The sequence below is a fragment of the Pradoshia sp. Z6_59 genome, from assembly GCF_058267515.1.
Map to the genome: position 1 here is coordinate 159,225 of NZ_JBZCPP010000007.1, position 26,045 is coordinate 185,269.

Annotated in this window: 29 protein-coding genes; 4 read left to right on the plus strand and 25 right to left on the minus strand. The window is 39.2% G+C overall.

The genetic code is table 11. The features are described from left to right. Positions 1–28: 28 nt before the first annotated feature. From AC4D4B_RS09650 to AC4D4B_RS09710, 13 genes are all read right to left on the minus strand, one after another. Positions 29–1,678: an FAD-binding dehydrogenase gene (locus AC4D4B_RS09650; protein WP_490999811.1), complete on the minus strand. Its 1,650-nt coding sequence runs from the start codon at positions 1,676–1,678 to the stop codon at positions 29–31. Positions 1,679–1,858: 180 nt separating this feature from the next. Next, positions 1,859–2,266, minus strand: coding sequence for a hypothetical protein (locus AC4D4B_RS09655; RefSeq protein WP_490994559.1), 408 nt, complete (start codon positions 2,264–2,266; stop codon positions 1,859–1,861). 614 nt (positions 2,267–2,880) lie between these two features. After that, positions 2,881–3,495, minus strand: coding sequence for a PH domain-containing protein (locus AC4D4B_RS09660; protein WP_490999812.1), 615 nt, complete (start codon positions 3,493–3,495; stop codon positions 2,881–2,883). Between the two features lie 110 nt (positions 3,496–3,605). Next, positions 3,606–3,740, minus strand: a complete 135-nt coding sequence (locus tag AC4D4B_RS09665; protein ID WP_219847586.1) for a DUF6254 family protein — start codon at positions 3,738–3,740, stop codon at positions 3,606–3,608. A gap of 67 nt (positions 3,741–3,807) precedes the next feature. Next, the gene (locus AC4D4B_RS09670) at positions 3,808–3,954 is read right to left on the minus strand and encodes a hypothetical protein (RefSeq protein WP_490994561.1); all 147 of its coding nucleotides are present in this window, start codon (positions 3,952–3,954) and stop codon (positions 3,808–3,810) included. 218 nt (positions 3,955–4,172) lie between these two features. Then, positions 4,173–5,621, minus strand: a complete 1,449-nt coding sequence (gene panF, locus AC4D4B_RS09675) for a sodium/pantothenate symporter (protein WP_490999813.1) — start codon at positions 5,619–5,621, stop codon at positions 4,173–4,175. Then, on the minus strand, positions 5,618–5,890 hold the full coding sequence (locus AC4D4B_RS09680) for a YhdT family protein (RefSeq protein WP_490999814.1): 273 nt from the start codon (positions 5,888–5,890) through the stop codon (positions 5,618–5,620). The genes panF and AC4D4B_RS09680 overlap by 4 nt, the downstream gene beginning before the upstream one ends. A gap of 210 nt (positions 5,891–6,100) precedes the next feature. Then, entirely contained in the window at positions 6,101–6,352 is a 252-nt protein-coding gene (locus tag AC4D4B_RS09685; protein WP_490999815.1) for a GlsB/YeaQ/YmgE family stress response membrane protein, read from the minus strand. A gap of 182 nt (positions 6,353–6,534) precedes the next feature. Then, the gene (locus AC4D4B_RS09690) at positions 6,535–7,539 is read right to left on the minus strand and encodes a MupG family TIM beta-alpha barrel fold protein (RefSeq protein ID WP_490999816.1); all 1,005 of its coding nucleotides are present in this window, start codon (positions 7,537–7,539) and stop codon (positions 6,535–6,537) included. Then, positions 7,536–8,900, minus strand: a complete 1,365-nt coding sequence (locus AC4D4B_RS09695; protein WP_490999817.1) for a PTS transporter subunit EIIC — start codon at positions 8,898–8,900, stop codon at positions 7,536–7,538. The genes AC4D4B_RS09690 and AC4D4B_RS09695 overlap by 4 nt, the downstream gene beginning before the upstream one ends. Before the next feature lie 22 nt (positions 8,901–8,922). Next, a complete protein-coding gene (locus AC4D4B_RS09700; protein WP_490994567.1) occupies positions 8,923–9,783 on the minus strand; it encodes a MurR/RpiR family transcriptional regulator in 861 nt (286 codons plus the stop codon). Positions 9,784–9,808: 25 nt separating this feature from the next. Beyond that, the gene (gene murQ, locus AC4D4B_RS09705) at positions 9,809–10,720 is read right to left on the minus strand and encodes an N-acetylmuramic acid 6-phosphate etherase (RefSeq protein ID WP_490999818.1); all 912 of its coding nucleotides are present in this window, start codon (positions 10,718–10,720) and stop codon (positions 9,809–9,811) included. Positions 10,721–10,908: 188 nt separating this feature from the next. Then, positions 10,909–11,769: an HAD family hydrolase gene (locus AC4D4B_RS09710; RefSeq protein WP_490994568.1), complete on the minus strand. Its 861-nt coding sequence runs from the start codon at positions 11,767–11,769 to the stop codon at positions 10,909–10,911. 575 nt (positions 11,770–12,344) lie between these two features. Here AC4D4B_RS09710 and AC4D4B_RS09715 point away from each other — a divergent pair. Next, positions 12,345–13,337, plus strand: coding sequence for an aldo/keto reductase (locus AC4D4B_RS09715; protein WP_490999819.1), 993 nt, complete (start codon positions 12,345–12,347; stop codon positions 13,335–13,337). Positions 13,338–13,495: 158 nt separating this feature from the next. Here the strand turns inward: AC4D4B_RS09715 and AC4D4B_RS09720 are convergent, their stop codons facing one another. From AC4D4B_RS09720 to AC4D4B_RS09750, 7 genes are all read right to left on the minus strand, one after another. Further along, positions 13,496–14,404: a sugar ABC transporter permease gene (locus tag AC4D4B_RS09720; protein WP_490999820.1), complete on the minus strand. Its 909-nt coding sequence runs from the start codon at positions 14,402–14,404 to the stop codon at positions 13,496–13,498. Then, positions 14,401–15,702 (minus strand): carbohydrate ABC transporter permease, encoded by a 1,302-nt coding sequence (locus AC4D4B_RS09725; protein WP_490999821.1) that lies wholly within the window; start codon positions 15,700–15,702, stop codon positions 14,401–14,403. The genes AC4D4B_RS09720 and AC4D4B_RS09725 overlap by 4 nt, the downstream gene beginning before the upstream one ends. Positions 15,703–15,789: 87 nt before the next feature. Next, positions 15,790–17,103, minus strand: coding sequence for a sugar ABC transporter substrate-binding protein (locus AC4D4B_RS09730; RefSeq protein ID WP_490999822.1), 1,314 nt, complete (start codon positions 17,101–17,103; stop codon positions 15,790–15,792). 443 nt (positions 17,104–17,546) lie between these two features. Continuing rightward, positions 17,547–17,825, minus strand: coding sequence for an alpha-amylase family glycosyl hydrolase (locus AC4D4B_RS09735; RefSeq protein ID WP_148629692.1), 279 nt, complete (start codon positions 17,823–17,825; stop codon positions 17,547–17,549). Between the two features lie 10 nt (positions 17,826–17,835). After that, positions 17,836–18,147: a hypothetical protein gene (locus AC4D4B_RS09740; protein WP_490999823.1), complete on the minus strand. Its 312-nt coding sequence runs from the start codon at positions 18,145–18,147 to the stop codon at positions 17,836–17,838. 299 nt (positions 18,148–18,446) lie between these two features. Beyond that, positions 18,447–18,947 (minus strand): hypothetical protein, encoded by a 501-nt coding sequence (locus AC4D4B_RS09745; RefSeq protein WP_066103913.1) that lies wholly within the window; start codon positions 18,945–18,947, stop codon positions 18,447–18,449. A gap of 131 nt (positions 18,948–19,078) precedes the next feature. After that, complete coding sequence (locus tag AC4D4B_RS09750) at positions 19,079–19,630, minus strand: site-specific integrase (RefSeq protein ID WP_066104338.1); 552 nt, start codon at positions 19,628–19,630, stop codon at positions 19,079–19,081. 406 nt (positions 19,631–20,036) lie between these two features. On the opposite strand from AC4D4B_RS09750, the gene AC4D4B_RS09755 reads away from it, so the two are divergent. Then, positions 20,037–20,384 (plus strand): PadR family transcriptional regulator, encoded by a 348-nt coding sequence (locus tag AC4D4B_RS09755; protein ID WP_490994572.1) that lies wholly within the window; start codon positions 20,037–20,039, stop codon positions 20,382–20,384. Beyond that, positions 20,371–21,393: an HAAS signaling domain-containing protein gene (locus AC4D4B_RS09760; protein ID WP_490999824.1), complete on the plus strand. Its 1,023-nt coding sequence runs from the start codon at positions 20,371–20,373 to the stop codon at positions 21,391–21,393. The genes AC4D4B_RS09755 and AC4D4B_RS09760 overlap by 14 nt, the downstream gene beginning before the upstream one ends. Positions 21,394–21,440: 47 nt before the next feature. Here AC4D4B_RS09760 and AC4D4B_RS09765 read toward each other — a convergent pair whose 3' ends face one another. From AC4D4B_RS09765 to AC4D4B_RS09780, 4 genes are all read right to left on the minus strand, one after another. Continuing rightward, positions 21,441–21,938, minus strand: coding sequence for a metallophosphoesterase family protein (locus AC4D4B_RS09765; protein WP_490999825.1), 498 nt, complete (start codon positions 21,936–21,938; stop codon positions 21,441–21,443). Further along, on the minus strand, positions 21,935–22,495 hold the full coding sequence (locus AC4D4B_RS09770; RefSeq protein ID WP_490999826.1) for a YcxB family protein: 561 nt from the start codon (positions 22,493–22,495) through the stop codon (positions 21,935–21,937). Before AC4D4B_RS09770 ends, AC4D4B_RS09765 begins: the two co-directional genes overlap by 4 nt. A gap of 81 nt (positions 22,496–22,576) precedes the next feature. Next, a complete protein-coding gene (locus AC4D4B_RS09775; protein ID WP_490999827.1) occupies positions 22,577–23,026 on the minus strand; it encodes a staygreen family protein in 450 nt (149 codons plus the stop codon). Positions 23,027–23,193: 167 nt separating this feature from the next. Continuing rightward, positions 23,194–24,111 carry a nucleoside hydrolase gene (locus AC4D4B_RS09780; RefSeq protein WP_490999828.1) on the minus strand — a complete coding sequence of 306 codons (918 nt, stop codon included), beginning with the start codon at positions 24,109–24,111 and terminating at the stop codon, positions 23,194–23,196. Positions 24,112–24,562: 451 nt separating this feature from the next. On the opposite strand from AC4D4B_RS09780, the gene AC4D4B_RS09785 reads away from it, so the two are divergent. Further along, positions 24,563–24,982: a hypothetical protein gene (locus AC4D4B_RS09785; protein WP_490994578.1), complete on the plus strand. Its 420-nt coding sequence runs from the start codon at positions 24,563–24,565 to the stop codon at positions 24,980–24,982. A 209-nt stretch (positions 24,983–25,191) separates the two neighbouring features. Here AC4D4B_RS09785 and AC4D4B_RS09790 read toward each other — a convergent pair whose 3' ends face one another. After that, entirely contained in the window at positions 25,192–25,947 is a 756-nt protein-coding gene (locus AC4D4B_RS09790) for a YybI family spore inner coat protein (RefSeq protein ID WP_490999829.1), read from the minus strand. Between the last annotated feature and the right edge of the window lie 98 nt (positions 25,948–26,045).

A 26,045-nucleotide genomic window follows, 5' to 3' on the forward strand; every position in this document is an offset into this window, starting at 1 on the left:
TTCGGGTTTAATCCTTTTTCACTTTTTTTTAAACATAAGAAGCGATTGCCCTGCCTGCTACCCTGCCTGTAAATAAACAGCCTCCAAGAAATGTCCCCTCTAGCGAACGATATCCGTGAACTCCTCCCCCTCCAAATCCAGAAACCTCACCAGCTGCATAAAAGCCAGGTATTGCCTCACCCTTAGAATTGAGGACTCGTGCTGATAAATCTGTTTGTAGCCCGCCTAGAGTTTTGCGACTTACAATGTTTAAACGAACAGCAATCAACGGTCCATTTTTAGGATCAAGTATTTTATGCGGTTTGGCGACTCGTATTAATTTGTCTCCTATGTAATTTCTCGCTCCCCTTAATGCTGTAATTTGCAAATCCTTGGTGAATGTATGATCCATTTCACGATCTCTCGCTTTTATTTGTCTTTTGATTTCTTCGTAATTTAATAGATTCTCTTTTGTTAATTCATTCATTCCTTTCACCAGTTTCACTAAGTTATCTGCAATGACAAAATCCTCGCCATGATCCATAAATGCCTTTACCGGACCAGGAGGACCAGGAAGTACTCTGCTTAAGACCTTACGAATACTTTTATTCGTTAAATCCGGATTTTGCTCAGAACCGGATAGCGCAAATTCTTTCTCAATTATTTTTTGTGTCAAAATAAACCATGAATAATCAAACCCTGTTTTTTGGATAGCCTCCAGGGTGCCAAGTGTATCATACCCAGGAAAGTTGGGGGCCGGGAAGCGCTGGCCTGTTGCATTCAGCCAAATAGAGGACGGACCTGGCAAAATTCTAATTCCATGGTTTTCCCATACCGAGTTCCAGTTTTTGATTCCCTCTGTGTAATGCCACATACGATCTCGATTTACAATACGCCCACCTGCCTCTTCTGATATCCCCAGCATTCTGCCATCCACATGTGCCGGGACCCCTGAAATCATGTTCTTTGGAGGCGGCCCCAGCCTTTCTGGCCAGTTTGCACGGATTAAATCATGATTGGCACCTATACCGCCGCTCGATACAAGAACTGCTTTACCTGAAAACTCAAAATGGCTAATAACGTCCCTGTTGCTTTTCTCACCTCTTAAAGCCGAACTGGCTGCCAGTATCGAACCCTTTACCCCATGAATTATCCCGTTATTGCTTATCAGTTCATCTACACGGTGGCGAGGGCGATAATCAACTAATCCATTTTTAATATGCTCTCTTACCCTTTTCTCAAAAGGCGCTACAATACCTGGACCTGTTCCCCAAACAATATGAAATCTTGGTACTGAGTTACCATGTCCTTCAGCCAAATAACCTCCTCTTTCGGCCCAACCAACTACAGGAAAAAAGCGAACACCCTGTTTTTGAAGCCAGGCGTGTTTTTCCCCAGCAGCAAAGTCAATATACGCTTCTGCCCATTTTTTACCCCAATAATCTTCATCATCTCGATCAAACCCTGCAGTACCCATCCAATCCTGCCAAGCCAATTCCTTAGAATCTTTAATACCAAATCGGCGTTGTTCCGGGGAATCCACTAAAAATAAACCACCGAATGACCACCAAGCTTGTCCGCCTAATGAAGCTTCAGGTTCTTGATCCAGCAATAATACCTTTTTCCCTGCATCTGCAATTTCTGCTGTAGCCACCAAACCGGCCAAACCAGCCCCAATAACAATCGCTCCGAACTCCAATGTATTTCCCCCTTTTTGATAAACGTTTATACTCTTATATTAATCTATAGTTCCATAATTTGGGTATGTATACTGATATAAAAAGAAGAATTTACTTTGCTTAAAATGATGAGCCATAAATCAACAGTTTTATATTCCTCCCTTTTTATAAATAAAAAACCAGCCTAGTACCAGACTGGTTCAATAATCATCTTCCTCATCTTCCTCTTCCTCATAATCGGAGAAATAATCCACGAATTCATATTTTACTTCATCATCTGTTCGTTCCACTTCTGTAGCTTGATATTCCCCCATGTTCTCTTCAACTATTACTATATACATCACTCTGCGTCCAGCCTCATATTCATCATTGACTTCCATGAATCCGCTCACGACATAATAATCTTCATCCTTGTTGTACTCGACTTTGCTATGCCCAATAAATTCAAAAGTTTCATCCTTTGATGAAGCATCTTCCACTTTATTCTTGGCGACCCTGGCAATTTTGTTTTCCGCGTCTGAGTAATATTTATAACTTGCAAAGGCCGCTATCCCTAATATCAATACCGCAGCTGCTATGATAATCATCACTTTATATTTCTTAGCCATCCTATCCTCCCCTTTATGTATTATAGAAATATTCTTCCACAGACTCCGTCGTTTCTCCTGATAGTTGCCGACAAGTTCCAATTTACTTCATTCTTATAAAATTGGTATTCATCCTCCTGCCGTTCATACGATTATATGGCTCTCCACAAGATTTTATATCGTTTATTAATGAATTGTCCCAAGAGTTTCAGATTTAATGAAAAATAAGAGGACAACCACCTCTTATTTCCAATAGACCCGATTATGTATTCTATGGTGTATTTATGAGGAAATTAGTTAATTTGGAATTGGAATTTTCCTCTGCGTTGCAGAAGAAATTAAAATACGTCAGTGTATACTTCCGCAAATCGAAGCGAAAGTCGATAAGTTCGATAAGTAAGTGGACTAAACTATTTATGAGGCGAAAATGGGAAGACAGCAGATGCGAGTGCATTGGCTCAAGGATTCATCATCCCTAGTATGTTAACTTACATTTATTTATGAGTCTTCTATTGGAGTAAGTTATTGAGGGTACCAGAAGAATTAGTAAAAGAGGAAGGAGTCCTAAAATAAATAGACTTTAGAACTCCCCTTTTAGTTATTTATTCATAAATTTGCACTCTATCCAGGCAAAATTAATTATTAATGTATTTTTCAAAAACTGCACCAAAATCTTTCATATGATATTCATTATAGGAGGATTTTAACCATTCAAATGTAAATTCAGTTATCCCTTTATATGTGCCTGTTAATGAAGCTTCCTCAGATCTTGAATGTTGGAGTGTTTGAACCGCTCGATCGAGTCCTTCTTTGGCATAATTCATTTGAATGGAGTTTTCATACGTGATTTCCTCAATTCGCAGTAATGCTTTATACAAATCCTTTAATTCTTCAATTTGATTTTTCTTGACGTCAATATCAAAATGAACATCTCCTACATCAAACTTTATTTCTGTATCCAAATCTAATCGCCCTGCAGTTTCAAGCATGACATTTGAAATCTTATACTGAGAATATGGGTATCGTTTTAATAAACGTTTAGATGAGACAGCATTTTCGCCATCTACATGAATTAATGCTAGATTTGTAAAGCAATATTCGTCTGCCTTCGTTTTGATAATGAAATAAATCTTCTCATTATCCTCGTGCATAACATAGTCGTCTGCATCCGTTTTGTCATAATCTTCCGGCGGAATAATAACACCTACGTCAGACAAACCCAATGCATCAGAAGCCATTTTCTTTAACATGTATATCACCCCATTGTAGTTTATACTTTTACTATATCAGAAAAGTGATTAGTATAAAATTCATTTAATGCTCAAGAAAACACATGGATGGTCCATGTGTTTTTATGTCATTATTCATCATATTTTTTTGTTATTTTTGCTATTTCTTCACCAAGCTTCTTATAACTTTTTACTTCGTCATGAGGATGCTGTGAATTTTTTCGTTGCTTCCAGTGTCTTTCTTCTTCTTTTTTTGAATGTGACATATATATACCTCCGATTAAAAGACTAAGCGGCTATGAACCTGACACATACCGCTCTATTTCCTTTATTTTATAATTTCTTTGCCTTTTTAGATTTATTCTTATAGGCTTGATTTGCGTTGGCACTTCCAAATTCCTCAGAGAATTCAGCATCCGTTTTACTGGAATCAAACCCCTGTTTACTTTTTTGAGCTGCATCATGCTTTCTTTTCGGCATACGATCCCTCCTTCTCTCATTTAGTATTAGAAAGTAAAGAGTAAATATGCACTGTCAGCTTGAATTGTTGTTGTATCTTCTTTCAAAGGACGACTACTCCTTTTTCTTTTCCAATGTTATCTGATCTTGGATAAAAGAAAAAGCAAAGCATGCTCTTACTCTGCATTCTTTGCTTGATTGATCTAAATATTGAGACCGCCCTTGACTGTGCGATTATCTTACTTGTTATTGAATAGATAATGTTGTTTTGCATTCGTCAGTTTACTCATTAAAACATAGGTAAAAAACGATAAAACAATCGGCAGTACGACCGTATGCATCCCGAAAGGATTTGGATAAAAACGATCTATAATCATAAAGCTGCCCATCCCTACAATCATAGATGAAACCGCACCGTATTTATTCCCGCCTGGCCAATATAATCCCATAATAACTGGCCATATAAACACTGATTCTAAGCCTCCAAATGCAAACAAGTTTAACCATACAATTAAATCCGGTGGACTCAACGCAAATAATACAACAGCGATTCCGATTGCTGATGTGACCCAAAAGCTGATTCTTTTAATCTGCTTCTCAGTAGCATCTTTTTTTATGTAATTGATATATACATCCTTTACTATAGTTGCGCTTACCAATATTAAAAGAGAATCAACTGTGGACATGATTGCAGCCATGGGAGCGGCTAAGACAATCCCAGCAATAAATGATGGCAAGACCTCCATAGTCAATGTAGGCATTACCATATCACCTATTTCTATCCCAGGTATCAAAGGACGCGCTAAAATTCCAATTAAATGCATTCCCAGCATCACAGTACCTACTACAATTGTTCCGGTTATTATCGCTGTGTGCATTCCCTTCGAATTTTTATAGGACATCGCTCTCATGCTGATTTGCGGTAGACCCACAACGCCTACACCAACTAAAATCCAAAAAGATGAGACATATAAAGGCGTTAAATCTTGTTCTGCACCAAAAGGAGTAATTAGGTTCGGGTTTTCAGCCATTAAGTCTGACATAATGTTCGATATTCCTCCGCCAGCAATAATGGTGGCGATTAAAAGGATGACGGTTCCGGCTAACATCACTACTCCTTGAACACTATCTGTTAAAGCGACAGCTCTGAAACCGCCAATAATCACATAAATTAAAACTGAAACGGCGAATATAAAAAGAGCTGTCTTATATGAAAGACCTGTTAAGGATTCAATCAAACGCGCTCCTCCAACCCATTGGGCAGTCATCGAAGCGAATAGAAAAATGATGATACTGACGGCAGAAATAATAACGACCGTATCACTTTTATATCTGCCTTTTAGAAAATCAATGATCGTGATCGCTTTATACTTACGGGCCATAATCGCAAATTTTTTTCCTAAGACCATCAATACAAAATAGCCGGTTGCCAGTTGAGCCATAGATAGTAAAACCCATCCGAGTCCACGTGTATAGGCAACACCCGGTCCGCCAATAAAGCTCGAAGCACTACCGTATGTTGCCATCATAGTCATTGCAAGCACAAACCCGCCTAATTGTCTCCCGCCAAGAAAATATTCCTGCAGGAAGGAAGAATCAGAGGTTTTTAATTTTCCATTTGCCCAGAATCCTATATAAAAAATAATAACTAAAAAGATCAATAAAGGAGCAATGACTTCCCACTTCATGATTGCTCCTCCTCTTCGTCATCTACATCAAAGGATACTTCTTCAAACAAAAATGTGACAGTAAGAGTAACAAGGACTACCATAACAAGAAAGCCGACTACACAACTTAGAAAAAACCAAGCTGGCAAACCTAAAATATATGTATATCCCTCCGGACTACCCGACCCTAGCCCATACGCAAATCCAAACCACCAGATAAAATTTATAATGATAAGTACGACACCTATGATTGCTTCCCTATGGGCTACTTTAAAACGTCTATCTTTCATATCTTCCTCCTTGCAATAGCACCATTAGTTTGCCCGCCATTATTTTTTGTATAATACGTAAACAAACAACATTACCATTAAACCAAGCTATACTCTTAAAATGAAGGTACAAAATTTGGTAAAATAACTTATAATGCATAGCTTAATAAAATACCTATACTACGCAAAGAAGCCTCAAAATCAGATTTTGAGGAGACAGATTATATAATTTCACCATTTACTTGTCTTTATTAAAATAAAGCTCACAATTAGGGTAAGGACAAGAGCACCTGTGAATGCTGGAAATAGATAAAATCCTCCAGTTTCAGGACCCATTTCACTGAGAATCCCTGTACCAATCCACGCACCAATTATGCCAGCCAGGAAATTCCCTATCATCCCGTTGTGAACGTTTTCATGAATAAGTAACCCCGCAATCCAACCAATAAAGCCACCAACAAACAGGATGCCAATAAAGGACATTTTTAGCTCCCTCCTTCATGGACAGTATATGCTGGTAAGGTCTAAATGGCTTTATTTAGCAGGAAAGAGGGCTACTTTTTCTATACGATATAAATACGTCGAAGAGAAAAGCATTTATCATGAGCCATGTCTCCCTACAAAAAAAAACTCCAACCCATTGTTGGGTGGAGTTTACAATATTCCTATACTAATTCAATAACCATACCCGGCTTCACATGATTCAAAATCAGCAAATCGCTTTCTGCCACCCTTCCAACGACATTGAGCCGTTCGTCAGCAGGTAAATCTGTCAGCGTAATCTGCATTTCACCGCGATAGCGTCCATAAAGGTCATTATCAATAGTTATGCTCCCTTTCGGACGGGGATTATTTTGCAGTGGCGGTAAAGATTCCGCAACCCTTGTATCCATAAAACGAAGAACGTCCCTGGAAGCATCCGGCCGCAAACGGTATTCACCATAATTTCTGAATCCTTGCTCTGTCTGGATGATAATCTTTCCGTTATCAAAGTCGACCATCCTTTTAAGTAAGTCCTCTCCAGGCTCCGGATCACCAACAAATACATATTCCGTTCCTTCATTATATAGTTCAAGCGCGGCAATAAAAGGGGATATATATCGATGCTTCTCCAGAGTCGGCAGGCCTTCAAATAAAGGGCCGCGTTTCTCGCCTCCTCCCGGTACAAAAGCAAAGACCGGAATGTCATATCGCTTGTACAAAGCATTTTGCTTCCGGAAAAACGATTTACTTAGTCCCGTTTCCCTCCGAGGGTAAAAATTATGCCAACCGATTAACTGTTCACTTTTAAGTCCGTTATCCAGAAGGATCTTTATATCACGCTCGAACAGTATACTGGAATTAACTGCAATTTTAAATTCCTTTGCCAGACTAGCAATAAAACCATGGTCAAAGAAATCGTCCAGTCTTAGCCCAGTGACACCCAACTCCTTCAGATGAAACAAACTTCCGATTCCCAAATGGCCTGGTGTTTTAAATGAAACATCGGCATATACATCGATTCCCTGTTCTTTAGCCAGGAGGAGCAGCCTTTTGGCACGTACTGCCAGTTCGCCTGCTTCCTCCGGGATATGAAGCGAGGTAAATCCCCGCTTCACTCCCATTTGGCCTGCAAGGATAATACGTTCCTCAGCCAGAGGATCATTCAAATAAAAGGAAATCCCGATCAATCAAATTCACCAGCCATTTCATCTTTAAACCCAAACAGGTAAGTAAAGATGAAGCCAGCAACATAAGCAATTAATACTCCGACTAAGTAAAGCAGAACCTCACCATTATTCACAAGGAATGCAAGCGGTAAACCAGATACCCCAATTGCTGTCGTTGCGATATTGAAATGTGCCTGGAAGGCTGCACCAACGCCCGCCCCCAAACATGCGGTCAAGAACGGCCGGCCGAGCGGCAATGTAACTCCGAAGATCAATGGCTCGCCGATACCAAGAATACCAGCTGGAAGTCCCCCGCCAATCGCTCTTTTCAAGCGTGTTTTCTTTGTTTTCATATAGATAGCGAACGCTGCACCAACCTGACCAGCGCCACCCATTGCAAGAATAGGCAATAATGGGTCATCACCGATTGTATTGAGTAATTCCAAATGTATAGGTGTGAGACCTTGATGCAGACCTGTCACGACCAATGGCAAGAATGTCGCTCCAAGAACGAACCCTGCAATAGCTCCTCCAAAATCAAGCACCGCAGTCAATCCATCTGTAATCACATCAGAGACAAATCCCCCGACAGGCATAAATACCAGATACGTCATAATACCTGTAAGCAAAAGGGCAATAGTCGGTGTCATGATAATATCAAGCGACGCTGGAACAAACTTACGGACATTCTTCTCAATAAAAGCCATAAATATCGCAGCAAACATGACCCCGATTAAACCACCGCGCCCAGGCAGTAATTCTTCCCCGAACAAGACAATCTGGGCAGCAGCAGGGTTAATAATCAATATAGCGGCTAACCCGCCAAGTGCAGGGGACCCACCGAACTCTTTCGCTGTATTGATCCCTACAAAGATTCCTAAATAGGTGAATAAACCTCCACCGATAACTGTTAAAATAATTGCAAGTTGTGATTCAGCCGATAACCATCCTGCTTGAATGACAGCCTTAGAAATACCATTGACCAAACCGGAAGCTACTAACGCAGGTATCAAAGGAATAAATATACTAGCAATTTTTCTCAAAAAGAGCTTAAACGGCGTGCTGTTTTTCTTTTTAAGCTCACCCTTCAGGCTGGAAGCCCGCTCATTAAGATTGATGTCTCCTGATTCTTTGAGCAGTTTCTCAAATTCGTCTGTTACCTTATTGACATGCCCAGGACCCAGAATGATTTGCAGCGTTTCTTCTTCAACAAAGCCGAGAACTCCATCGATTTTTTTTATGGCTTCTTTGTTAACGAGTGATTCATCATAAGGTGTGACTCTAAGACGTGTCATACAGTTCGTAAAGGCTTTAATATTCTTCGCCCCGCCCAACTGCTCCAAGATTTTTTTAGCCAGAGTTTTGTAATCTTGACCAGCCATTTTCTTTCCCCCCAAAAACTGATTATTTGTATGTTTTGCCTTTCATAAATCTTATAGCCTCTCTCGTCTTATCGATGGCTCTGACCGTTTCTTCATATTGCTCTGTCGCCATGCTCAAAAACAAAATATCAATCATGAACAGCTGAGCTAACCTTGAAGAAGTGGCCGCACTCCGGAACGGAGCTTCCTTCGAATAGGATGTATATAAATTAATATCGGCTAATGCTGCAACCGATGAGGGCCCATATTTAGTCAAACTGATTGTTTGGATACCTTGTTCCTTTGCGAGTCTTGTAACTTCGATGACCTCGATTGTTTCACCAGAAAACGAAATGGTGAACACCACGTCATCCAGCTCGGCGTTAGCAATCAATGTTGCTACAAGATGCGCATCCGAAAATGCTGTTGCGCTTTTATTGATCCGAAGCAGTTTTTGCTGCGCATCCACGGCGATGATTGATGATGCCCCGATTCCAAAGAAATGGACATTTTTCGCTTTCAACAGCACATCGACCGCTTTTTTTAGTTCTTCGTAGTTGATTACTTCAGAGGAATCACGCAAACTTTGTATACTATTATTCAAAGTCTTTTGGACGATCATCTCGGCGGTTTCATCCCGTTCAATGTCTCTGTATCCCGGTTCCTCCGGTCTGCCGAGATCACCGGCAATACGGACCTTCAAATCCTGGAAGCCATTCAGCCCCAGTGACTTGCATAGCCTGATGACCGCTGCCCCGCTTGAACTCGTCTTTTCTGCCAATTCATTGACTTTACAATTGACAACCTCATACGGATTTTCCAGTATATATTCAGCAATTTTCCGTTCAGATGCAGGCAAGTGTTCTACCCTGTTTACTACCATTTTCAATACTCCGGAAACCACTTATTATCACCTACTTGTGTTTAAATCAATCTGAGAGCTCGGCTTCAATGGCTTTTCGGACATACCCTCCAGATTGCTCCAGAATCAGAGCCGCTTCTTCTTTCTTAATATCCTTTTTAAGCATGACTAAGGCGACCTTTACTTGATGATCAGCATCCTCTAATGTTTGTCTCGCTGTTTCATAGCTTACTCCTGCGATTTTGCTAATAATGCCGATAGCTCTTTCTTTGAGCTTCACGTTGCTGACATGGACATCAATCATTAAGTTTTCATACGCTTTGCCGAGCAAAACCATTGAAGAGGTTGAAATCATGTTTAGAATCATTTTGTGAGCGGTTGCAGATTTCAGTCTAGTAGATCCCGTAAGCACTTCCGGACCTACGACCACCTCGATGGCATGATCTGCTTCTTCACTGATTCTAGCCTGTTTATTACACGACAGTGCCACTGTTTTGGCTCCTACCGACCGTGCGTAACGAAGTGCACCAATAACATATGGTGTCCGGCCGCTTGCAGCAATACCGATAACCGTATCATTCTCAGTAAGGGTGATGTCTTTTAAATCCTTCTCGCCATCCTCCGGCCTATCCTCCGCTCCTTCAACCGCCTTTATGAATGCGCTTTCTCCGCCGGCGATAATACCCAGTACCATCTCTGGCTTGGTACTGAATGTCGGCGGGCATTCAACAGCATCGAGTACACCAAGCCTTCCGCTAGTCCCGGCTCCCATATAGATAAGGCGCCCTCCATTTTGGAAAGATGAAACAGCAAAGTGAACGGCTATTTCAACATCTGGTAAAACCTCTTGAACTGCAGCGGCTACTTTTTGGTCTTCCTCATTCATAATTCGCAGAATTTCCATCGGACTGGAAGTGTCTATCTGCATACTTCGATCATTGCGTGATTCCGTGGTTAATAGATTAAGATTTTCTTTCATTAATAAGACCTCCAGGTAGCTCCTTTTGCGATTACCATTTACTAGTAACTCGACACTTCCAATATACTCCAACTGAAATTGATATTCAATAATTTTATTGAATATTTAAAATTTTATTTCATTCTAATCCAAAAAAAGAAGCATATTCTCATATGCAGAACTACATAGGATATGCTAAAAAAACCTTTTTATAGTATATATTTTTTGATTGCATGCGCTACTCCCATTCGGTCATTAGGCTCGGTCACAGCATCAGCTGCTTCCTTAACTTCCTCCGGCGCATTTCCCATAGCAATGCCAAGTCCCGCTGAAAGGAGCATTTGTCTATCGTTAAAGTTGTCACCGATCGCAGCCACCTCAGACATATCCAAGCCAAGCCTTTTTGCCAAATATTCTAAAGCAGAAGCCTTAGTAGTCTTTGGTGGAGTAATTTCAAGGCTTGTGAAACCGAAGCTGCTGCTCACTTCAAAATGATTTTCCATGTTGAATAGCCGATCCATAAATCCCTCATAGTCTCCTTGTTCCTTCCGAAAAGCAGCCAGCTTTTGAATGGCAGGTTCGTTTTCTTTCACATATTCATCGAAAGAATGAAACAGCCTGATTTCGCACTGAGCCCGGAATCGTTCACATCCTCCCATTTCTGCACCGGTTCCTTGTAAAGGCAGGATATTATTCTCAATCCATTTTTCATTCCACTTATTTTTCTCTGGAACTAGTAAACAGTCACCCTCATACAAATGCCCATATACCCCATAGCTTTGGCACGCATCTATAAAGGCCAACAGACTTTCTTTTTTAAAGGTAGATTGCTGAATAATCTTCCCGTCCCGCCCTTGTATAACAGCTCCGTTGTAGGCAATGATTGGATCGGATAAACGGATAGCCTCCGCAATCCACCTAGTCGCCAAAGGCGTTCTTCCGCTGCAGATGATTACCTTTCCTCTCCTTGATTTAAAGTCATGCAGGGCCTCTATCGTTTCTTTGTCAATATCCATCTTCGCGTTCAACAAGGTTCCATCCAAATCAACCGCCAATAATTTATACTCCATCCAGTATCCCTCCCAGGTCCCTATATACTTGCAGATTATCATATTTTACCGGCAACCACACAAAAGATTCGCATTTCCAATCCCTCATAGTAGGAGAACAACACCTGTGTACCTATTTATTACTCGTTAAACTAGATAGCAATGTATATCGTACCTCTTAGATAGCGGGATTACCGATTATAAATCTGGCTAATTACAGAGGATAATTTTCACCTTGTTGCAAAGGAACTGACTGGGCAAAAATACAAACCGAAAATCAAGCATGCTGAAAAGCTAAATGAAGAACTGTGAACAAGAAAAGACAATGTTAATCTATCTTACAAAGGAGTATATTAGGAGATTTTCTAACACCTCTAAAACAGAGAGATTCACTTATAGAGAAGGTAGTAGAAATACTATCTACACATCATATAGTTTTCCCCAAGAATTCTTCCATACTCGAATAGACTCCCCTTCCTCCATATAAATTTAGAATGTTTAAATTACTCTTAAAAAACAAAATACTACGCTTGACTTCAAGTCTACTTGAAGGCTACGCTGAGTAAAGTAAGAGTATTTAATATAGGAGGGAAAACATGTATCAGGCATCAAGACAACGTTATAAATCTATGACATATTTCCACTGTGGTAACAGTGGACTTCAATTACCAGCTATTTCATTAGGATTCTGGCACAATTTCGGCGATACAGCTTCATATGAAAATATGAAACAACTCTGTTTTACCGCTTTTGATAATGGAATTACTCACTTTGATTTAGCAAATAACTATGGACCAGAACCTGGGAGTGCTGAAAAAAATCTAGGACTTATTATGAAAGAAAACTTTGCAGCATATCGTGATGAACTTATCATCAGTACTAAAGCAGGATATGATATGTGGGATGGTCCATATGGAAACTGGGGAAGCCGAAAATATCTTATTGCAAGCCTCGACCAAAGTTTAAAGAGAATGGGATTAGAATATGTTGATATTTTTTACCATCATCGAATGGATCCCCACACACCATTGGAAGAAACGATGAATGCGCTAGCCCAAATCGTTAGAAGTGGCAAGGCATTATATGTAGGTCTCTCAAACTACGATGGAAAAACGTTAGAAAAGGCGACTGAAATTTTACAAGAATTACATTGCCCATTTATTATAAATCAGAATAGGTATTCAATTTTTGATCGAACAATTGAACAAAATGATTTGAAAGATACATCTAAAAAGTTAAAAAAAGGTATTATTGCGTTTAGTCCTTTGGAACAGGGAATGTTAACCAATCGATATTTATATGGAATTCCGGACGACAGTAGAATAAAGACGGATGGACGATTTTTAAATGCTTCTGCCTTATCCGAAGACCGATTAACTCAAATTAAAAAACTCAATGAGATAGCTGAGGAGCGAGGGCAGTCACTTGCAGAGATGGCGATAAGCTGGATTTTGCGAGATGGAATTGTGACCAGTGTTCTCATAGGAGCTTCCAAACCTAGCCAGATTCTTGATAACATTGGAGCTTTAAAAAATATCACATTCACAGAAGAAGAGTTACAGCAGATTGATAACATTTCTTTAGCATAACTGAACAAACCAGTTTATTTTCTGAAATCAATTTGGAATGAACTTAATGAATAATCAATGGCCAACCAATATTACGGCATCATGTTCTTTCGTGATTCTACTAAATGCCGAACAATTTTTGCTCTCAAAATACCTGCCATCGTAAGGGGGCTTGGGGCTTATTTATTCGCCCCAGCCTTCAACCCTTCTACCATGTATTTTTGGAACGCCATAAAGATAATCGTGATAGGGAGTGCAACAAGCACTGCTCCAGCCGCAAATGTCGTAAATTCCGTGTTTCCTCGTCCCGTCACCATCTCAAACAACCCAATCGCTAAGGTTTTATTTTCATTAGATCGTAAAACCAGTCGGGCGAAGATAAAGTCCATCCACGGACCGATGAAGTTCGAAACCGCTACGAAGACGAGAATTGGAACGCTCAATGGCATCATCACTTTAAAGAAAATAGTGAAATGACCTGCTCCGTCAATTTTCGCAGCTTCCTCCAAACTGCGAGGCATGGAATCGAAGTATCCTTTCACAAGCCAGGCGTTAAACGGAATGGATCCGCCTGCATAAACCAATATGAGTCCCCAGTGATTGTCCAATAATCCCATTTGTAAAAGCAGGATATAGATAGCAATCATCCCCATAAATCCGGGAAACATTTGCAGAATCAACATAGCCATCAATCCTTCTTTCCGGCCTGGAAAGCGGAATCGGCTAAACGCATAAGCAGCTGTGACCACTAAAAAGGTCGAAATGACCATGTTCCATAGTGCTATTTTTAAGGTGTTTTTATACCATGTCACATACTCGGTCTTCTGAATCAAATAGACAAAATGATCTAGGGATAAACGGATTCCTTTTACGGACTGGGCAATTTGAGCGAAATCAAAATTCCGAACCCCTTCCCAAAAGAGACCCCATTCCATCCCAGGAAGAAGCTGTGCACTGAATAGGGAATCCCCAGGATTCAAACTTCCCATGAGAATCCATACAACTGGATAAAGCACGAAGATGGCCACCACGAGAAGCAGAAAATGTTTCCACACGAATGAAATTCGTTCACGTGTTTTTTGTTTCATGACATCATGTCCTCCTCGTTGAATGCTTTCGTTCGTCTGAAGTTCCAAACCGAAATGATGGCAATAACAATGAAAATCAGGATGCTCACAACGCTTGCCATATTAAATTGGCTTTGGTCGAGGGTCAGTTTGTAAATCCAGCTGATTAAAATATCTGTGGAGCCTGCATAACTGTAATCCACATTCACAGGTCCTCCATTCGTCATGAGATAAATTAGGTTAAAGTTATTAAAATTCCCCGCAAACTGCATGATAAGTAAGGGGGCGGTAGAGAACATGACAATCGGCATGGTGATTTTCCAGAACTGTTGCTTACCGTTTGCCCCATCCACCTGCGCCGCCTCATATAATTCACGATCTATACTCGTCATGACGCCACTCATCAAGACCATCCAGAACGGAAATCCAAACCAGACATTCACCATGATAAGCGCGAATTTCGCCCACATCGGGTCGCTAAGCCACGGGATACTGGATAGTCCAATGACTTCCAAATATTGGTTAATAGGTCCAAATTCCCCGTTGAATAGGTTCCTCATGATCAAAATGCTGACGAACGAAGGAATCGCCCATGGCAAGATATAAATGCTTCTCCAAAATTTCCGAAATTTGATTCCCTTTGAATTCAAGAGAACCGCAAATAAGATTCCGGCAAAGAACGTGGTAACCGTGGCTGAAATTGCCCAAAGAATCGTCCATCCGAAGACGCCGATGAACGTTCGGTTCCAGGTTTTCAAGTTAAATAAGTCCACAAAGGTTTGAAATCCCACCCAGTCCACTAGAGAAGCAGGCGGCAAGTGGTTCGGTCCTGAATAGTTTGTGAAAGCGATCGCAATTCCAAAAATCAGAGGCAAGATGGTTAAAAAGGCCGTGAATACAATGGATGGTGTGAGCAAAAAGTAAGGAAATCCTTTATCTATTAAGACACGGAGGGTTTCTTTGAATGAGTTTGGTTTTCCCCCTTGATCTCGCCATTGTCCGACTTTCCAAGCATCCTTCACATTCAAATAATACATCCATACAAAGAACAATCCGCAAATTAAAAAGATGATTCCTTCGATTAACAAGAAGATGCTGTGATCCCCTTGCTGAATTTCAAATCCCACACGGGTCTGCACCGTTTCCCCTAATGTGGCCAACCCCCACATAGCATTTCGAAACGGTAATGTCCAAAACACTACAAGGTATAGCTCCATACAGATAAATAAGATCCCTTTGATGTACTGTCGATTGTACAATTGCCCAAGTCCCATAAGCAGCAAAGAAAGAATCATGCTTTTCTTGGCATGTGTTTTCATTTGTTTTTAACCTCCTTTTTCCCTTCTTAGAAAAAAAGAACCAATATCTCACTACCTGGATATCGGCTCTTTTGATAGATGACCTCTTTATTTCTTATTCTGAGTGGCCACTGCATCTTCAATTTGTTCTTTGGCTGCGTCAAACGTTTTTTTCGAGTCGGTTCCATCATTCCAGATGGATGTGTAAGCCGTTTCCATTGGTCCCCATACAGCTTGCATCTCAGGGATATTTGGCATCGGTACAGCATTTTTCGCCTGTTCCAAGAAAGCCATGGACACTTCATCTTTTTGGATGGTTTCGTTTTCAAGGAGCGAAGTCGCTGGTGGCAATTGGCCTGTCATTTCGTATCTTTTTAAGAGCATTTCTTCACTGGAAGCCATTTGAGCTAAAAGAGTTGCTGCTTTGGGATATTTGGAATAACTGTTTACATAGTACGCTTTGATGCCTGAATAGGATTTTGGAGTTTCGCCGTTATCCAATGTTGGAAGTGGAGCGATTCCAAAGTTCACACCAGCATCTTGATGGTTTTTAACATCCCATGGACCTGAAATTCGGTAGGCTAATTTACTTTCATTGAAGAAAGAGGAAATCACATCACCTGTAATGTCTTCTTTTTTCATCGGTAACAATTCTTTGTTGATTTTTTTCATAAATTCCGCTGATTTGATGGCTCCTTCATTGTTGACACCAAGATCCGTTGGATCGGTGTCTTCTTTTCCAAATACATAACCGCCATAACCAGATAGGAAAGCATGTGTGTAATAAAAGTTACCTGGTTCCATCATAAAACCATATTTCTGATTTTTTCCTTTGCTCGTTGCTTGGAATTCTTTAGCTGTTTTGAACAAGTCATCCCATGTTTTTGGTGCCTCTTTTACGATGTCTTTATTGTAGTACAAGGCATATGTTTCAATGGAGATGGGATAGCCGAACATTTTCTTTTTTCCATATTTATCCACAAAACTTGTCCCGTTTACCGCTGCTTCCAAGAACATGTCTTGATAGTCATCGGCATAATAGTTGTCATATACCAAACCTGCTTTCACCAATTTTCCTAAATGATCATGGGCGGAGTTGAAAACATCGGCACCTAAGCCAGCTGGCCCATCTGTTTCCAATTTTCCTGCTGCGTCTGTGTGTCCCACTTCTTGTACTTCAACAGGCACATTGTATTTTTTCGTGAATTGCTCTGCGACATAGGTCGCCCACGCGCCCTCGTCCGCTCCGTTGTCCCAAATAATCAGGGTTGCTCCATCTTCAGGTTTGAGTGTTTCTTTTGTGGTTTCCTTGGGTTTTGTTTCCGTGGTTGCTTTTTTCGTTTCATCTTCCGAACATCCTGCGAATAGTCCTGCCAATAGGGTGGCGGATGCCAATATACCAACTATTCTTTTCTTGATCATGTGAAACCTCCTATGTGGGAATTTTTATACCATGTATAAAATTAGTGAAACACAAGCTGTAAGTTCTTTTGCGATACACACTTTTTTTTACTTTCGTTTCTGATAGACCATTTCCTCATACGAACAAAAAGTTAATCCAGCGGCACCTTTAGAAAACGCTTTCAAAAATAACCATTAACGGGTACATTCAGTTCTTCCTGTATCACAATGGTACATTCTTGGAGAGCCAATTAGACCAGACTCGCCGCCTGCTCGTCCCCGAAGGTTCGGCATAGGCATAAATTTACAGTTGTGGTACGTGGTGGATATGTCATAGTTCTAAACACAAATAAGAGGTTGGTTTTTCGGAGTTGAATCATCTGTTTGTAGTACGTGAAAATACTTTGCGTATCCTTTTTCTGATTGAACACATTAGCATGAGAGTAGTTGGGATTGATGTCAAACTAAGCAGATTTATTCGTTGTAATTCCCGCTTGATGAGTATCATCCCATTGTACTAATGTTCGAGAATTGTCTCTTCCATTTTTCCAATGATCTGCATGATCTCCTCGTATAAATCGCCCTTGCCATATTTCAATATTGTGTAAATTTTTCATGCCCACACCGTTGTACTGCTCAATGGTCGCGAAGTGGATATTTGTCATGCTGATTTCCTGCCCGTCATAAATAAACGTGGTTCCAAAAACAAGGTGCTGAGTGCTTGGGCACTTTCTCTGCGCCATGACTCGTCATTTACCCAGGTGCTGAAGCTTCTCGGCTGGTCATAATTTTCCGAAAGCAAAGCATTCGACCCGGTTTTCCTACAGTCCCTTTTGCCATTTGCAGAGTCTGCTTCAAAAGCGGCATATTCAGTCCTCCCCCCATCCCCTCAATTCCATAACCCCAGGCGTTCGAGCAGAAAAATGATAGTGAAATATCCTCTTTTTCTCCTACCCATTTGTCTACTTCCGCCAAACACCCCCATTGTCTTCCCCCAACCGTCATGATGGCACAGCGGGCAAACGTCTCTTCCCGTAATACCCAAGAAACCCCGCTCACATCCATTATATGAAGGAAACATGGATATCAGAAAACTATTTTTTTAACAATTTTTCATTTTACCATATCGCATATCCATAGTTTAAGATTGTTGAGAATTCACAACGTTTTTTGACGAAATTTTCATCGCTTGAGTATCAGGAACTTTATTTATGCAGTTAAAAGTCAGTAAACAAAAGGATAGACAAGCAATTATCTATGCCTGTCTATCCTTATTATCTTTAAAATGTCTACTGTATAAGTTAAGCGTTTAATTAAAACTTTTCTTCTCTGTCTATTACAATATCTACATTAAATCACGAGACTTACTTACCGAGAGTCTTAGTCACCCCAAATACATCCTTCGTATCATTATACTGATTAATCGCAATATCTAGATCATGAAAATAACGATGTATTAATCGAATCTGTTCTTTGTCTGCTTTATTTTTGGTCGCCTTGGCAATTGCGTGGATTTGTTTAAAATCTTCCGATACCTTTTTATTTTCTATTCCCTGGCTAATGATCTCATTCGTATCTTTTTCAAGTATGGCTGATAAACTCTTGGCCTCTGACATATCTAATTCTTCAATACTGCCATAGCCTGTTAAATCATTGTATTTAGCGTGATATTCAGCAATTAACACACTTTCTTGATTCGATATATTTTTCGGAGGGTTTTTCTTTAATTGATCCATTGCTTCTTTAGATGGATCATTCAAATGATAATAGACAGTAAGACCAATCACTCCAGCTGCTAATATACCTACTATTAATATTAAAAGAGATAGCCACTTAGATTTTTTCTTATCTTGTTTTTTAGTCATTCGTTCTCCCGCCTATCAAAAGTATTTGTCATCCCATTATTGGGATTTTATGCCTTTTAATTATGACAGGTTTGGCTTAACTGTACAAATAAACCAACCATTCTAGAGGTGGTTGGTTCGTAAATAATTTGTTAAAAATAAAAGTCCATTAAAGTTTCGTCCATTAAATCCTGTGTTAAGCCTATGTAAATCATCGTATCTTTTTGGTTGGAATGGTTTAAAATTTGCTGCAGCAATGCAATGTCTTTAAATTTTTGGTAGTGTAAATAACCAAATGTTTTACGTAGAGTATGTGTCCCCACATCCTGGATATCTGCCATTTCGGCTGCTTTATTTAACACACGGTAAGCCTGAACCCTCGTAATCGGTCCATTTCCTTTACGGCTAGGAAATAAATAATCATCCTTTGAAAGTTTTTCTTTCTTGACGTATTTTTTAATTTCTTTTCGCAAGTGCGGATTAATCAGAAATCGTTTCGTTTTTTCCGTCTTCTGTTCAATAATGACAATATGCGTTCCATCCAGTACATCCTTTACCCGTAGCTGCAATAAATCCCCTATCCTCAGTCCAATATTGATCCCAATTGTAAACATTATATAATCTCGATAACTGCAATAGCGTAATAATGCTTTTTTCATGGCCTCTATTTGATCAAGCCGGCGAATAGGCTGTACATTTTTAATCCGTTTTGTTGCTGTACTCACTTTTGCCAGTCCCCCTTCTTCCCTTCTCCTATTGTACGTGAAGAGGCCATTCAAACACAAGATTTTTTCAATTCCACACCCTCTGGAAAGGTTGATTTAATCGGTTTTCGAATGTATCAATTCAAGTCCTTTGTTACATTCGGAATTTTCAAATTTTTAATGGTAAATCCCGGAATAATTTAATACATTTCTCGAAAAGGCTATAAATCGCCTATATTCGACAAAAATCATTTAGAACACAAACACCTTAAGTATAAAAAACAAGGTGCTTAAAATCCAATTATGAAGGTCGTTTTTTGGCTCTTCTTGTATTTATTTTTGGTTATTATTCACTTAACAATACTGTACATCATACAGTATTATGGAATTAGGGGGTGGAGACATTTTGGATGAACTCATACAATCTCTCATTATAGAACTGCGGAGAGGTACACTCACTCTCGCAGTCTTAAGTCAATTACAAAAACCGGAATATGGATACTCACTCGTTCAATCCCTTGAAGAAAAAAATGTTACCATTGACCCAAGCACACTATATCCTTTATTGAGAAGATTAGAAAAGCAAGGTCTCCTGGTTAGCAATTGGGAGTTAAATGGAAATCGACAAAGGAAATATTACCAATTAAGCCAGAATGGCAGACAGATTTATGAAAAATTAAAGGAAGCATGGTCTGAAACGTCTAATCAGATGGTACAATTGTTAAGAGAGGATGAATGCGATGAGTTTAATTGATATATATATTTATGAAGTTACAAAGTGGCTACCAGAAACGTCAAAAGAAGAGATTGCGCTGGAACTCAAGGGAAATATTGAGGATATGCTGCCAGATAACTATACTGAAAATGATGTGAAGAACGTGTTGAATAGCTTGGGTGATCCAAGAATTCTTGCTGCCGATTATAGCGGAAATAACCGATATATTATAGGACCGATTTTTTACGATAGTTATATTCGCGTATTACTAATAGCTTTTGCTGTGATGGCGGGCTTGGTTTTATTGGGTCAAACAGTCAGTGGGATGGCGGATTATACAAGTTACTCCTCTGTTGTATCATTTCTAATTGACATGTTTACGGATTCTATCATAGGAATCATTCAGGCAGCATTTCAGGTATTTACCTGGGTGACCATCACATTTATAGTTATAGATAAAATTGCGAATAAAACAAATAGCATCCCTCTTGTAAAGTCGAAATGGAACACTGACCAATTGCAGAGGCGGACTGTTCAAAAGCATAAATATCAAATATCCAAAGCGGAAGCAATCTTTGGACTTATTTGGACATTTATATGGACCCTAGTTCTACTATTTTCTGAACATCTATTAGGTTGGTATGAAACCGTTAATGGCGAGCTTGTTTTGCAAGCCTCCTTGTTTAACCAAGATGTCCTGAAAACATATGTCCCTCTTTTAATAGCTTTGGCAGTTTTAGAAATAAGTTTAGCTGGATTAAAATACATGATGGGTAAATGGACCTACCATATCGCTATTTTTTATACAATCCAAAGCGCATTTGTTATAGCAATCCTTTATAAAATGCTGTATGACACTACTTTATACAATAACGATTTTATCGAACGCTTCAATTTATTATTTGAAAAATCTACAAACGGAACATTACCATCAGGTATTATAGCTATCACATTAGCAGTTATTATTTTAATATCTGTGTATGATTGCAGTTTTGCATTTTATAAAGCCTATAAAACGACTAAAAATCAGCAAAAAAAGAAAAAGTAAACAAGAAGGATGCAGCTTTATCAAGCTTGCATCCTTTTTGTTTAAACTTATCGCTTATTTTTATAAAACACATGCTCAACCGATAAACTCTTTTCGATCCGAATAATCCCGAATGAGTATTCAGAATGGCGCCTTTTATCTGTCGGAGAACCCGGGTTAAATAGAATTGTCCCATTTATTTTTTTATTAACAGGTATATGAGAATGCCCGAAAATAATTAGATCCAATTCCTCCCCGCTAAATGCTTCGATTGCTCTTCCTTCTGTAGTTCCTTTCTTACCGTGTCCATGTACCAAACCAATTCGATATCCATCTAATGTGAGAATCTTTTGATATCCAAATTGGTCTATCAGATCTTGACCATCGACATTGCCACAAACACCATCAACGGGTGCATAGGATAGTAGTTCTTCATATACGTCCTTTGTTTGCCAATCACCAGCATGTAAAATTAGATCAGCTGTTTTCAATTCTTCCTTTAAACGAGGTGGGAGTCCTTTTGCCATTCTGGGCATATGGGTATCTGATATTACAATGATCTTCAATGGTGATTCACCTCTACATTTTGCTTTGTTGATTCCTTTATATGTCTCTTCAATTCATTCAGAAAAAAGGCACAATCATCTTTTGTACCGAACACCCTTACCGGAATAATAACAGCATGAATAGCATTTGTATAAATATAAATATAATTTTTTAGCATTTCGATTTGTTTAATATCTTTCCATTCATAGAGTACTTCATAGCCACCATCAATCATCTCTGTTAATCCACCTTTTGCGATGGATAAGCGGTATGTACCAAATAGATTAGGTTCCCTGCTGTTTTTATGAAATTTTCTAAACTTCCTTCTAATTATTCTCTCTAAATAGAATGAATAAAATAGTACCGGTAAGAGCGCAATGAATAAACTGGTCAAATAGTAAATGGGTGTGGTAGGTCGAAAATATAGCCATTGCAGGATTAGTGAAATACATAAAGTAATCAAAAATAATCTTAGTTGTCTATTTCTCATTCTCCGATTGCTTATTTCAGATTGTTTGGTCATGTGGAGATAAAAATTGGTTACATCAGTCAGCTTAAGATCATATGTTAGTTGCATTTTACTCCCTCACGTCTTCTATTTCATTTCAACTTTATTGTAACAGGTAATGACAGCAAACAAAAAGGACAGCCGACATTATCATTGATAATGTCGGACTGTCCCATAATACTCAATCTTGTTGTGATCCGGATAAATAGAAGAAAACTGAACATAAATGGGGCTATCCAGCAACCATGGATAGTAAGCAAACAACGTTTGATCACCATGTACAATAGCATGTAAGGCTACAGGCATCATCTTTACAAAATGATCATAACGTGATTGGGCCTTTTGTTCATCAAATTCACCTTTACTAATATGAATATGGGCTGTCAGGACATATTGTCCGTTCAACATGCGCCAATCAGCCACAACTTCATCCCGCATCTCCCAGTTGATGTTCAATGCATCAACCTCACAGCCAATGCTTAGAAACAACTGTCCGGTCAAGTCAGAATGTGTTAACGTATATTTTCTACCCTCTAAAGGACTTGAAGGGGTTACCGGTGGAATATAGGTTACACTTAATTGTTCCGTCTGAAAGGACATATCTGAAACACTCCTTTAAATAAGAAGATTTTTTTACCATTCTATGACATCAGCCTAAAAATGGTGCAAAAGAAATAGGTCGCTATTTTTCTCCTTACTCGTAAACTGGAATGTTAAAACAAGATATTTACCTTCACAGTCATATTGTTTTTACCCGCTATAAAACATCAAATAATTCTATTTAAAAAATGTTCCACAAAACGTTTTTCGTCCACATCTACACATACTTGAACAAGCGGTCTTTCGTTTCCACTTGGACAAGTTTTCCCTACCATCTCTCCTTCGAGTTCCACCGAGATGGGTTCTGTCTTCAGTGTGACGAAGCTCTTGTCAATTGCTACTCCAACAGCCAGCGGATCGTGCAGAGCACAGCCTTTAATACCACGATTGGCCCTCTTATAAAAGTCCATATAAAACTCTGTCATATCTGCTAAAAAGGAACCGAGTTTATCTTCCTTCTTCCGCCAGTTTACTAGTTCCTCCCTCTTAAGCAGGGTTTGCATCGTTACATCAAGCCCAACGAGGAAAAGCGGTAGATTAGAGCGGAAAACAAGGTCAGCTGCTTCAGGATCGCAGTGAATATTTGCTTCGGCATGCGGTGTTACATTTCCTTTACAGAAAACGGCTCCCCCCATGATGATGATTTCTTCAAACATAGTAGTTATCTTAGGCGCTTTTTGAAGGGCAAGTGCAAGATTTGTCAGCGGTCCTACGCAAATATAAGTGATTTTACCAGGGTTGTTTTTCACCTGCTCAATCAGATAATCAACTGCATGGACCTCTGGTATGTCACTGGCCTTCTCCCCATTAAGTACATTTCCAAGACCATCCTCACCATGGACATGACGAGCATATACTTTTCGCGGCCCACGTCTAAGAGATTCATGCGCGCCGGCATACACTGGGATGTCTGAACGACCTAATTTTCCTAAAATGATTTGTGAATTTCTTACCGCTTCTTCAACAGGAATATTGCCGAAACACGCAGTGATACCTATTATATCTAATTCCGGTGAATGAACGGCATAAGCTATAGCCAGTGCGTCATCTATTCCTGTATCTACATCTAAGATAACCGATTTCATTTGTTCTCTCCTCTTCTCCTGAAGTATAGGGTTTACTAGTATGATGATGGCTGCATGTAATGTCATGGGTTGGCCGTCCGATATTTATTAAACGAAAAAACAACTTTTAAAAATATCACACGAAATTAAATGAGCAAGTGGTTTAAAAATCTGTTTTTATCGAAGTGTGAGATATGTATTCTTAACAAATAGTTAATCTTCAAGGTGATAAAATCGCTCATTCTAATCATATACTGTATTTTCACCTAGATTTATGTCTATATCATTTTTTATTTATTACTTTGTATATAGATTGTAATACATTATATAAAACAATAGCTAGGTAATAATTTTGTCGTATGATAACGAATATCACATCACAAATATATCCAATAGTGCTATTCTATTAATAGTAGAATGATTTTTTAATATAGGACTATTTTAAAAATAATTGATTGAGGTGGTATTACTGATGGAAGCTCTTTATTATTTTGTTTTAGCTGCTGTTATCGCAACATTTGGCATTGGCTGGGCTGTTCGAACAGCACTCAGGGAATTGGTCATTGAGCCAGAAAGAAAAGAAAACATTCAGACTAAGATGTTTATCAAAGTAGCTGTGGTAGAGGCAATTCCCATTATATTAATCATTTTTGGCTTTATTAACCTATCCTCTTCAACTTCTGACGTTATTCTACCCCTTATCATCGTAGGTGTAGTTACCATTCTAAATATTATCTTCATCTATGGAACATCCTCTGAAATAACGAATGATTTGAATACCCCAGGGGACTTGAAATCAGCAATAAAGACTCTCACCATGATGGGTGTCAGTTTAGTAGTAGCCATACCTCTCGTAGCTGTTGTAGCTTGTTTTACTGTCATGAATTCATAATGCTAGCTGGATATCGAACTGGTTTTCAGCGGGATAAACAGGATAATTAGTTTATGTCAGCAATTTTTCGCAATAAAAAGTGCCTCCTTAGTCGAAAAGGATACGCAATCCTACCGACAAGGAGGCTTTTTTATTTAAACATAATTGCTGTTAAACACGCTCACTCGTTAACTTCAAAAGGAAATCGGAGATCTCACTCTTATAAGGATTTAATTTGGCAACACTTGAACATCCTTTAGTACCCATTGCTCTTCTTTATATACCCAGCTTGATCGAACCTCAGCGATTCGGTCAACCACGGATGCGCCGGAAATTTGCTGAATCCCTACCAATTCCTTATGCCCATCCTTATCAATGTCTTTGACCTTTAATGATTTGTATTCACTTACTAATGTTTCAGATGGTTCACTTAATTTCCCTTTTCGATAAACTCCGAGTTTATCGTACTTCTTTTTATGATCCTTTAAATCAATTAAGTAGGATTTATTCATTTCTGGTACCATTACAGTGGCTTGATAATTATTTTTGAATGCTCCGTTGATATTTAATGTTTCGGGGAGCTCAATCTGTTCAATTTTATTATTATAAATGCAAAAGGCATAATAATCATTAACTCCTCCGCTACCCCCTGTTGGAATCTCCATCAGAACTTCCAATGTACTATCGTCATTAAGATCGAGAAACTTAACGGCAGGTTTAAATCCTCCTTGAATCGTTTCCTTTTTAGTTCCCTGTTTTGTTTTTACAACCAACTTGAATTCCTTGTAATATTTTGTCTCCTGATCAAAAGGACTACCATATAAATAAACCTGATCCTTCTTCCCGTCTCCTGTCACATCCACTTTATAAGATTCAAGTTCAACTTCCTGGCTCTTTGCATCTTTTTTGGCAGCATCAACGGCTACTGGCAGAAGCAAACACCCAACTATCGAAAAAATTATAAAATGATTAATCCATTTCATCATATAAACATCAACTCCCAGGTATAGGATTATTCTTTATAGATTGCCTGAAATCAAGCTTGATTATGCACTTAACTGATGAAAATCAAAGAAAAAAAGCT